We start from the raw sequence: 10,657 nt of genomic DNA on the forward strand, positions 1-10,657 counted from the left end.
TATTTCGTGGGGCGGCACGCATGCGTGCCGCCCCACGTTCCCCTCCCCCAGACGAGTGTTATCCATTTCGATCGTCATTTTCACCCCTTCGGGCAGGCGCTCGGAGTGAAACGGGGGAGCGCTGGGGGGCGCGTTCGGCCGGTGTGGTTCTCGCGGTGATCACCGCCGACCTAACGTCGACACCATGGGACGTGGGGACCTCGGCACGCTGGTTCGGATCTGCGATCCGGCGGGCCGCCCCCGCGGAACGGGCTTCGTCGCCGACGACCGGGGGACGGTCGTCACCAGCCACGAAGCCGTCGCCGGACTCGTACGGATCCTGCTGCGCGCCCCCGGCGAGCGCGACCGCGTCATCGAGCCCGACGCCCTCACCCTGCTGCCCGAGTCCGGCCTCGCCCTCCTGCGGGCCGAGGGGATCGGCGTCCGTCCGCTGCCGGTGTCGGCGCGGACCGAGATCGAGCCCGGGACGTACGTACGGATCGCGGCGCACGGCTGGCGCGAGGCGCGGGTGCTCGGCACGGCGCCCGTCACGTACGCCACCGGTGGCAGGCGGCACGCGCTGGGCCGGGCGGCCTGGGAGCTGGCCATCGGCACCGAGGGCGCCGATGCCCTGCGGCTCGGCGGGCAGGCCACGGGCGGGCCCGTCGTGGACCCGGAGACGGGAGCCGTCCTCGCGGTCCTCGGCACCGCGCTGCACGGCGACCACCGGGCCGCCGGATACGCGCTGCCCCTGCCGCCCGTGGGCCCGCTCGCCGAGCTGCTGCGGCGCAACGCCGCGACCGCGCCCTGCTACGGGCGGGAGCTGAACCTGGCGGGCGTCCTGGAGCTGACCGCGACCGCCACCGCCGCGTCCACCGGGGCCGCCACCGGCACGGGAAGCCGGTCCGAGTCCCCGCCGGTCGAACGGGCCGCGTGCGCCCGGGAGTTCGAGGCCTTCACCGCCAGCTCAGACGCCCTCGTCCTCGCCCTCGTCGGCGACCCCGGCACCGGACGCACCACCGCCCTCGCCGCGCACTGCGCCGAGCGGGCCCGGAGCCCCGAACCCGCCCCCACGGTCTGGCTGCGCGGGGCGGACCTGCGCGCCGACGACACCTCGGTCGCCGACGCCGTGGGCCGCGCCCTGCGCCAGGCGGGCCGGATCGTCACCGCCTCGGGTGTCCATGCCGACATGTCGACCGCCACCCCCGAACGGGCCGCCCGGCTCGCCCATGCGGCGGGCAGGCCCCTCCTCGTCGTCCTCGACGGCCCCGAGGAGATGCCCCCGGCCCTCGCCCACCGCCTCCCGGCCTGGACGGAGGGCACCGAGTCCTGGCTCGGCGCCCACGCCACCCGCCTGATGCTCGGCTGCCGCCCGGAGTTCTGGGAGCGGGCCGGCCGCCTCCACACCCCGGAGTCCCTGCACCGCGCCGTACCGCTCGGCGACCTCACGGACGACGAGGCGGCGCTCGCCCGGGCGCGGTACGGGCTCGGCGCGGGCGACCTCGCCGCCGACGACGCCCGGCACCCGCTCGTGCTGCGGCTGCTCGCAGAGGTGCGCGAGGCCGTGCCCGGGGGCGCGCCCGGCAGGCCCGGGCGGGAGGAGGTCTTCGGCGCCTACCTGGACCTGATGTGTCTGCGGGTCGCCGTACGGATCGCCGCCGGAACGCGCCCGGTCCCGCGCGGTACCGCCGTGCGCCGGCTCGCCGCGCGGGTCGCCGGACAGGTCCACGAGGCGGCCCGGCGGTGCCTGGGACCCGGGCAGGGGGAGCTGGACCAGGGCTCCTTCGAGGAGGTCTTCCCGTGGCGGACCGGCTGGGCCTCCGCCGTCCTGACCGAAGGGCTCGTCGTCCCGGCCGGCTCCGGCTACCGCTTCGGGCACGAGGAGCTCGCCGACTGGATCCAGGGCGCCCATCTGGACGTCGACGAGGCCCTCCTCGCGCTGGTCCACCGCCGCGGCGAGGGCGCCGCCCCGGTCCGCCTCCCGGCCCGCCCCGGCACCCCGCACACGGCCGTGGCACCGGACCCCCTCCCCGTACCGCGCCACCGGATCGGCCCGGTCGTCCAGGCGCTCCTGCTGATGGACCGCGAGTACGGCGCCGACGCGCTCGGGCGGCGGCTGACCGGCCTGGTCGAGGCGCTTGCCCGGCTCCGCGCGGACGGCCGGGCGACCACCGAGGCCGCCTGGTGGGCCACCCGGCTCCTCCACCGGACCCTCCTTCGCCTCCCGGACCCCAAGCCGTACCTCCCGAGCCTCCGCCACCTGGCCGACCACCTCGGCACCACGCCGACCGCGCCACGGACCCCTGGACCGGAGCCCGAGGTCCCCGCGCAGCGCCACGCCCCGGACGCCCCGTTCGCCGTCCCCGCCCCTCCCGCGCTCTTCGGGCCCCCCTTCTGGGCGGCCCTGCGGGTCGGGGAGGGGGAGCGGATCGATCTGCTGCGGCGGATCGTGCCCGCCGACCCGCCGCCCGGCACCCACGCCGGGCCCCGGTTCCTCGACGTCGTCGCCGAACGGCTCGTCGCCGAGCCCCGGGGCGTACAGCCGCTGCTCTGCCGCTGGTTCGGCGACGGCCGGGCCCTCGGCGCCGCACCGCACGCCACCGTCGCCACCGCCGCGCAGGCCCTGCTGCACACCCACCGCCACCTCGCCGTCGACGACCTGTGCGAGGCGCTCGTCGCCACCGCCCACCCGCTGGCCGACGGGCTGCTCGGCGCGCTCGCCGAGGACGAGCCGACCGCCCTGTGCCGGGCCGTCGACCGCTGGGCCCACGACGACGGCAGGCCCGCGCGCCGCGCCGCCGCCGCCACGTACGGCGCCCTCGTCGCCGCGCACGCCACCACGGGCCCCGACCGCGAGCTCCTCCGGTACGCCGCCTTCGCCCTGCTCGCCCGCCCCGCCGACGCCGCCCTGCACGGCGCCGCCCTCGGCCTCCTCGTCCGCGACCCGCACACCCGCTCCCGCCATCTGCCCCGCGCCCTGACCGACCCCCGCGTCCCCGCCGAGGCGCTCACCACCGCGCTCGCCGCCCACCCCGAACCCGTCCTCGCCGCCCTCCGGACCCGGCTGAACGGCCCCGGCGAGGCCGCCGGAGCCACCCTGCGGGCGCTCGCCGAGGTCACCACCCCCGCGCTCGCCCGGCGCGCCGCCGCCCTCGTCCACGAGTACGTCGACCGCCACCCCGAAGGCGCCCGCCACGCCGCCGCCTTCGTCGACCGCCGCCTCGAGGACGGCCCCGCCGCCCGGGCGGTCCTCTTCCCCCTGGTCTCCGGCCTGATCCGGGGCCGTCCCGCTCAGGTCCGCAGCGCCCTCGCCCCGGTGCTCGCCGCCCCCGGCACCGGCGCCTCGCGCCTTCTGCGTACCGAACTCCTCGACGTACTCCTCGACCACGAGCGGTACGACGCACGGGACCTCACCGTCCTCGACGCCCTGCTGCGGGCCGCCGCCCACGGCTGCGAACGGCGCCCCAAGGTCCGCACCCGCGAGCTCGTCCACCGCACCGGGCTGCTCCTCGTCCGTACTCCCGAGGGCGCGACCTGCCTCGACCGACGGCTCGTCGAGCTCGCCCGCGAGGTCCCCGCGTTCGCCGCCCAACTGACCGGCTGGCTGGCCGCCGCCCCCGGCGACTGGGCCGTCGTCGTCGGCCCCAGCACCCGCCGTACGGTCGAGCGGCTCGGCAGTTCCATGCCGATGCGGGGCGATGGCCGTGGGCATGGCAGTCTTAGACCTGCGTAATCGGCGAACAGGCGGACGAGGAGCGGTCACAGTGCAGCGCTGGCGTGGCTTGGAGGACATCCCCCAGGACTGGGGGCGCAGCGTCGTCACCATCGGCTCCTACGACGGGGTGCACCGCGGACACCAGCTGATCATCGGCCGGGCCGTCGAACGCGCCCGTGAACTGGGCGTTCCGTCGGTCGTCGTCACCTTCGAACCGCACCCCTCCGAGGTCGTGCGGCCCGGCAGCCACCCGCCGCTGCTCGCCCCGCACCCCCGCCGCGCCGAGCTGATCGCGGAGCTGGGCGTGGACGCGGTCCTCGTCCTGCCGTTCACGGCCGAGTTCTCGCAGCTGTCCCCGGCGGACTTCATCGTGAAGGTCCTCGTCGACAAGCTGCACGCGAGGGCCGTCATCGAGGGCCCGAACTTCCGCTTCGGCCACCGCGCCGCCGGCAACGTCGGCTTCCTCACCGAGCTGGGCGCCACCTACGACTACGAGGTCGAGGTCATCGACCTCTTCGTGAGCGGTACGGCGGGCGGCGGCGACCCGTTCTCCTCCACGCTCACCCGCCGCCTCGTCGCCGAGGGCGACGTGGAGGGCGCCGCCGAGATCCTCGGCCGCCCGCACCGCGTCGAGGGGATCGTCGTCCGGGGCGCGCAGCGCGGCCGCGAGCTCGGCTTCCCGACGGCCAACGTCGAGACCCTCCCGCACACCGCGATCCCGGCCGACGGCGTGTACGCGGGCTGGCTGACGGCCGCGGGGGAGCGGATGCCGGCCGCGATCTCGGTCGGCACGAACCCCCAGTTCGACGGAACCGAGCGGACCGTCGAGGCGTACGCCATCGACCGCGAGGGCCTCGACCTGTACGGCCTGCACGTGGCCGTGGACTTCCTGGCGTACGTCCGCGGCATGCTCAAGTTCGAGACCCTGGACGATCTGCTCGCGGCGATGGCCGGGGACGTGAAGCGCGCCCGCGAACTCACCGAGGCGTACGACACGAAGCGCTGAGGCGCCCCGCTCGAAGAGCCGAGGCGCCCCCGCCTACTGCTTCTGCCCCTCCCGCACCCAGTGGCAGGCCACGTCCCGGGCTCCGCCGCCCGGGAGGACCGGCAGGTCCTCGGTGCGGCAGCGGTCCGCCACCGCGGCCGCCTCGCCCGAGGCGAGGACCTGGCAACGGGCGTGGAAGCGGCAGCCGGACGGGATCCGGGCCGGGTCAGGTGGCTCGCCCGTCAGGACCACCGGAGCGACCTCGGACTCCGGCAGGACGGACAACAGGGCCCGGGTGTACGGGTGCTGAGGAGCCGTCAGAACGGACTCCACCGTGCCGGTCTCCACGATCCGGCCCAGGTACATCACCGCCACCCGGTCCGCGATGTTCCACGCGAGACCCAGATCGTGCGTCACGACCAGGGCCGAGAGCCCCAGTTCGTCCCGGAGCCGTAGCAACAGCGCCAGGATCTCGCCCCGTACCGACGCGTCCAGTGAGGCCACCGGCTCGTCCGCGACGATCAGCTCCGGCTGGAGGACCAGCGCGCCCGCGATGACGACGCGCTGCCGCTGACCGCCCGACAGCTCGTGCGGGTACCGCAGGAAGAAGCGCTCCGGCGGCCGCAGACCGGCCCGCGACAACGCCTCCGCGACCGCCGTCCGCTCGTCCCCGTCGTACCCGTGGATCCGCAGCCCCTCGGCCACCGCGTCGTAGACGGTGTGCCGCGGGTTCAGCGAGCCGCTGGGGTCCTGCAGGACCAGCTGGGCCCGCCTGCGGTAGGCCTTGAGGGCGCGCGAGGTGTACGCGAGCGGCTCGCCGGCGAAGGTGACCGCGCCGCCCGTCGGCGGCACGAGCCCGAGCAGCGAGCGCGCCAGGGTCGTCTTGCCGCACCCCGACTCGCCGACCAGGGCCACGATCTCCCCGGGTGCGATGTCCAGGTCCACCCCGTCCACCGCGCGCGCGGGCGGCGCGCCCCGCCGCCCGGGAAAGGTGACCCGCAGCCCGCGCGCCGAGAGCAGCGGACCGGTCGCCGGCGGAGCCTCGGTCGCCACGGAGGCACCCGCCGCCGAGGCACCCGCCGCCGAGGCGCCCGCCCCCGACGGCGCGCCGTCCGGTGTCAACGGGTTCATGAGCCGCTCCCCACATGTACGCAGGCCGCCCGGCGCCCCGCGCCCGCGTCCCGCAGTTCCTGGTCCCGCGTCCCGCAGACGTCCTCCACCGCGACCGGGCAGCGCGGATGGAACGCGCACCCGCCCGGCAGATCGGCCGGGTCCGGCGGATCGCCGGGCAGGCCGCGCGGCGCCCGCCGGGACGCCGGGTCGCCGATCCTCGGGAACGCCGAGGACAGCGCCCGCCCGTACGGATGCTCCGCCGCGTCGTACACCGCCCGCGCCGGGCCCTCCTCCACCACCCGCCCCGCGTACATCACCGCGAGCCGGTCGCAGGTGTCCGCGAGGACCGCCAGGTCGTGGCTGATCATCAGCAGGCTGATGTCGTCGTCCGCGACCAGACCCTCGATCAGCCGCAGGATCTGCGCCTGGATCATCACGTCGAGCGCCGTCGTCGGCTCGTCCGCCACGATCAGCCGCGGATCGCAGGCGAGCGCCATCGCGATCATCACGCGCTGCCGCTGACCGCCGGACAGCTCGTGCGGATAGGCCGCCGCGCGCGCCGCCGGAAGCCCGACGTGCTCCAGGAGCTCCCCGACCCGCTTGCGCGCCTCCGCCGGGGTCGGCCGCCCGTGCACGAGCAGCGGCTCCGCGATCTGGTCGCCGATCCGCCGCACCGCGTTCAGCGAGTGCATCGCGCCCTGGAAGACGATCGACGCCCCGGCCCAGCGCACCGCCCGCAGCCGCCCCCACTTCATGGCGAGGACGTCCTCGCCGTCGAGCAGGATCTGCCCGGTCAGCCGGGCGGAGGCGGGCAGCAGCCGCAGCAGCGCCAGCGCCATCGTCGACTTCCCGCACCCCGACTCGCCCGCGACCCCGAGCTTCTGCCCGGCGGCCAGGGTCAGGTCGACGCCCCGTACGGCGGGGACGGCGGCCGCCCCCGACCCGTACGTCACGCTCAGGTTCCGTACCTCCAGGAGACTCATCGCCCCACCCCCAGCTTCGGGTTCAGCACGGACTCGACCGCGCGCCCGCACAGCGTGAAGGCGAGCGCGACCAGCGCGATCGCGATCCCGGGCGGCGCGAGGTACCACCAGTGGCCGGACGACACCGCGCCCGCCTCCCGGGCGTCCTGGAGCATGCCGCCCCAGGAGACCACCGTCGGGTCGCCGAGGCCGAGGAAGGCCAGGGTCGCCTCGGTGAGGATCGCCGTCGAGATGCCGAGCGTGGTCTGCGCGAGCACCAGCGGCATCACGTTCGGCAGCACGTGCCGGCTCATGATGTGCCCGTGGCCGCCGCCGAGCGCGGTGGCCCGCTCGATGTACGGGCGGGACTCCACCGCGATCGTCTGCGCGCGCACCAGCCGGGCCGTGGTCGGCCAGCTGGTCACGCCGATCGCCAGGATCACCGTCCACATCGAACGGGACATCACCGTCGCCAGCACGATCGCGAGGACGAGCGTCGGCATGACGAGGAACCAGTCGGTGACCCGCATGACGACCGTCGAGAACCAGCCGCCGTAGTGCCCGGCGATGATCCCGACGAGGGTGCCGATCGCGACCGAGAGCACCGCCGCCAGCAGCCCGACGAGCAGCGAGATCCGCGCGCCCCAGATCAGCAGACCGAGCAGCGAGCGCCCGAACTGGTCCGTGCCGAGCGGGAATTCGGCGCTCGGCGGCTCCAGGGCCGTACCCGGCGCGTTCGTCACCGACTGCACGTCCGCGCCGACGATCAGCGGGGCGGCGAGGGCGAGCAGCGCGATCAGGGCGAGCCCGGCCAGACCGTAGAGACCGGCGCGGTGGGTGCGGTACTGCTTCCAGAAGCGGGAGACCGAACCGCGTCGGCGCTCCCAGACAAGAGACGTCATCGGCCCACCCGGGGGTCGAGCAGCGGATAGAGCAGGTCGGCGATCAGGTTCATCACGATCATCGCGCCGGCGAAGACCACGAACAGGCCCTGCACCAGCGGCAGATCGGGCACGCTGAGCGCCTGGTAGAAGAGGCCGCCGAGCCCCGGCCAGGAGAACACCGTCTCCACCAGGATCGAACCGGCCGCCACATGGCCCAGGTTGATGAAGATCATGGTCACGGTCGGCAGCAGCGCGTTCGGTACGGCGTGCCGGCGCCGTACGACGTCGTCGCGCAGCCCCTTCGCCCGCGCGGTCGTCAGATAGTCGCTGCCCATCTCGTCGAGCAGCGAGGAGCGCATGACCAGGAGCGTCTGGGCGTACCCGACCGCCACCAGGGTCACCACCGGCAGCACCATGTGGTGGGCCACGTCCAGGACGTACGCGAAGCCGGTCTCGCCCGTCCCCGACTCCATGCCGCCGGTAGGGAAGAGCCCCGGGATCGGACCGATGCCGACCGAGAAGACGATGATCAGGAGCAGTCCGAGCCAGAACGAGGGCACGGACCACAGCGTCAGCGCGACGCCCGTGTTGATCCTGTCGCCGAGGCGGCCGTGGTTCCAGGCGGAGCGGGTGCCGAGCCAGAGCCCGAGCGCCGAGTAGAGCACCACGGCGACCCCGGTCAGCAGCAGCGTCGCCGGAAGCTTTGTCGCGATGAGATCGCCGACCGGGGCGTGGAACTGGTACGAGGTGCCGAGATCACCGCTCAGCGCCTTCGCGCAGTAGTCGGTGAACTGCTGCCACAGCGGCAGGTCGAGGCCGAACTGCCGCCGCAGGGTGGCCAGCTGCTCGGCCGAGGTGGGGATCCCGTGGGTCATCGCCTTGACCGGGTCGCCGGGGATGATCCGGAACAGGAAGAAGCTGGTGACCAGCACGGCGAAGAGCGAGACGGCCGCGCCGCCCAGCTTGCCGGCCACGTATCGGAGGTACTGGAGGGTCGTACCGGTACGGGAGGCGCCGTCCGTGGCGCGGACCGGTTCGGTCCGCACCACGTCGGCGGGGGTGCTCGCTGTCGTCACGGCTCGGCTCGTCTACTCGCGGTCGTCGGCGGTCGAGCGGCGCCGCAGGCCGAGGAAGATCCCGATCCCGACCACGGCGACCACGGCCGCGCCGATGCCGACGATCACCCCGGTGGACGAACCGCCACCGCCGGAGCCGGACTCGGACCCGGCGGCCGCGGTGGTCGGCGCGGCCGACCACCAGCTCCAGTAGCCGTCCTGGCCCCAGAGGTTGCCGGCGGCCGCCGGCATGGTCGTGATGGACTTGATCTGGTCCGTGCGGTACGCCTCCAGGGCGTTCGGGTAGGCCATGATGTTCATGTACCCCGTGTCGTACAGCCTGGACTGCATCTGCTTGACCAGATCCGCCCGCTTGGCGGCGTCGTACTCCACCGCCTGCTGCGCGTAGAGCGTGTCGAAGCGCTGGTCGCAGATGAAGTTGTCGGTGGCGCCGGTGTCCTTCGGGGTCGCCGGGAGCGTGCCGCAGGTGTGGATCGACAGGACGTAGTCGGGGTCGGGGTTGACCGACCAGCCGTCGAACGCGAGGTCGTAGTCGCCCTTGGTCCACGGGTCGCTGACGTTGTCGAGGCACTCGACCTTCAGCCCGATGCCGAGCTCGCCCCACCACTCCTGGAGGTACTTCCCGATCGCCTTGTCGTTCGGGTCGGTGGCGTGGCAGAGGATCCGGAAGTCCAGCGCCTTGCCGTCCTTGCCGACCCGCTTCCCGTCGCCGTTCTTCTTGTATCCGGCCTGGTCGAGGAGCTGGGCCGCCTTGGCGGGGTCGTAACCGAGCTTCTGCTGCGCGCTCGGCTTCCAGAAGTACGAGCCGAAGCGGGGCGGGATGTAGCCCTCGCCCTCGACGGCGTGGCCCTGGAACACCTTGTCGACGATCGTGGTCCGGTCGACGGCGAGGAAGAGCGCCTTGCGGACGGCCGGGTCGAGCAGCGCCGGATGGCCGTTGCCGAAGGTCTTGCCGTCCTTCGAACGCGCGCCCGGGTTGGTGGCCAGGGCGAAGAAGCGCCGGCCGGGGGCGTCGTTGACCTTGATGTTCTTCATGGACTTCAGGGCGGCGGCCTGAGCGGGCGTCAGGTTCGGTACGAAGGACACCTCGCCCTTCTGCAGCGCGGCGACGGCCGCGTCACCGTCCTTGTAGTACTTGAACACCAGCTCGTCGAACTTGGGTGCGCCGCGCCAGAAGTTCTTGTTCGGCCTCATCTTGATGTACTGGTCGACCTTGAAGTCCGTGATGACGAACGGGCCGTTGCCGACGAGCGGGAACTGCTGGTCGTTGTTGAACTTCGAGAAGTCGCCGACCTTCTCCCAGACGTGCTTGGGCACGATCGGCACGTCGAGCGCCGTCATCGTCGCCTGCGGCTTCTTCAGCTCGATGACCAGCGTCTGCGGGTCGGGGGCGGTGACCTTCTTGAAGTTGGACGTGAAGCTGCCGTTCGCCGTGGCCGCGTTCTCGTCCGTCATCATCTTGTTGAAGGTCCAGGCGGCGTCCTCGGCGGTGGCCTGCTTCCCGTCGGACCACTTCGAGTCCTTGCGGATCATGTACGTCCACGTCAGCTTGTCGGCCGAGGACGACCACTCGGTCGCGAGCCCCGGGATCGGCTTGGCGTCCTGCGCGTCGTAGTTCGTCAGGTACTCGTACGCCAACCGGTGGATGCTCGTCGACACGAGCTTCTGGGCGAGGAACGGACTCAGGGAGTCGACGCTCTGCGAGACGGCGACCGTGAGAGTGGAGCCGCCGCTCTTCCCGTCACCGTCGGCGGCGCGCGCGGACTGGGCGCCGACCTGGGGTACGGCCACGAGGGCGGTGGCGGCGACACCTGCGGCGAGGAGCAGCCGGGGGAGTCGTCGGGGAGCGCGTCTGCGGGGGGCTGCGGGGCGGGGCGGGACCTTCGTGACCATGACCATAGGACGTACCTCGCGTCGTGGATCTTGGGCGCCAACTGGTGAAG

The 10,657-nt window shown here is 73.8% G+C and carries 7 protein-coding genes; 2 read left to right on the top strand and 5 right to left on the bottom strand.

Annotated features, from left to right (window positions below; translation table 11 throughout):
* Positions 1-184: 184 nt before the first annotated feature.
* A complete protein-coding gene (locus tag ACWCO8_RS32145) occupies positions 185-3,712 on the top strand; it encodes a trypsin-like peptidase domain-containing protein (protein WP_451035179.1) in 3,528 nt (1,175 codons plus the stop codon).
* Between the two features lie 31 nt (positions 3,713-3,743).
* Positions 3,744-4,700 carry a bifunctional riboflavin kinase/FAD synthetase gene (locus ACWCO8_RS32150; protein ID WP_451035180.1) on the top strand — a complete coding sequence of 319 codons (957 nt, stop codon included), beginning with the start codon at positions 3,744-3,746 and terminating at the stop codon, positions 4,698-4,700.
* A 33-nt stretch (positions 4,701-4,733) separates the two neighbouring features.
* Here ACWCO8_RS32150 and ACWCO8_RS32155 read toward each other — a convergent pair whose 3' ends face one another.
* From ACWCO8_RS32155 to ACWCO8_RS32175, 5 genes are read right to left on the bottom strand one after another with little or no spacing between them, the layout of a single operon-like run.
* A complete protein-coding gene (locus ACWCO8_RS32155) occupies positions 4,734-5,810 on the bottom strand; it encodes an oligopeptide/dipeptide ABC transporter ATP-binding protein (protein WP_451035181.1) in 1,077 nt (358 codons plus the stop codon).
* On the bottom strand, positions 5,807-6,775 hold the full coding sequence (locus ACWCO8_RS32160; protein WP_451035182.1) for an ABC transporter ATP-binding protein: 969 nt from the start codon (positions 6,773-6,775) through the stop codon (positions 5,807-5,809). The genes ACWCO8_RS32155 and ACWCO8_RS32160 overlap by 4 nt, the downstream gene beginning before the upstream one ends.
* Positions 6,772-7,656 (bottom strand): ABC transporter permease, encoded by an 885-nt coding sequence (locus ACWCO8_RS32165; RefSeq protein WP_362003270.1) that lies wholly within the window; start codon positions 7,654-7,656, stop codon positions 6,772-6,774. The genes ACWCO8_RS32160 and ACWCO8_RS32165 overlap by 4 nt, the downstream gene beginning before the upstream one ends.
* Positions 7,653-8,684 (bottom strand): ABC transporter permease, encoded by a 1,032-nt coding sequence (locus tag ACWCO8_RS32170; RefSeq protein WP_362004000.1) that lies wholly within the window; start codon positions 8,682-8,684, stop codon positions 7,653-7,655. Before ACWCO8_RS32170 ends, ACWCO8_RS32165 begins: the two co-directional genes overlap by 4 nt.
* A gap of 42 nt (positions 8,685-8,726) precedes the next feature.
* Complete coding sequence (locus ACWCO8_RS32175) at positions 8,727-10,607, bottom strand: ABC transporter substrate-binding protein (RefSeq protein WP_451035183.1); 1,881 nt, start codon at positions 10,605-10,607, stop codon at positions 8,727-8,729.
* Positions 10,608-10,657 lie beyond the last annotated feature (50 nt).

Source organism: Streptomyces sp. NPDC001927 (assembly GCF_053594455.1).

Coding starts and splice junctions, on each gene's coding strand:
- ACWCO8_RS32160 (WP_451035182.1), bottom strand. CDS start 6,775: ATGAGTCTCCTGGAGGTACGGAACCTGAGCGTGACGTACGGGTCGGGG.
- ACWCO8_RS32145 (WP_451035179.1), top strand. CDS start 185: ATGGGACGTGGGGACCTCGGCACGCTGGTTCGGATCTGCGATCCGGCG.
- ACWCO8_RS32175 (WP_451035183.1), bottom strand. CDS start 10,607: ATGGTCACGAAGGTCCCGCCCCGCCCCGCAGCCCCCCGCAGACGCGCT.
- ACWCO8_RS32155 (WP_451035181.1), bottom strand. CDS start 5,810: ATGAACCCGTTGACACCGGACGGCGCGCCGTCGGGGGCGGGCGCCTCG.
- ACWCO8_RS32165 (WP_362003270.1), bottom strand. CDS start 7,656: ATGACGTCTCTTGTCTGGGAGCGCCGACGCGGTTCGGTCTCCCGCTTC.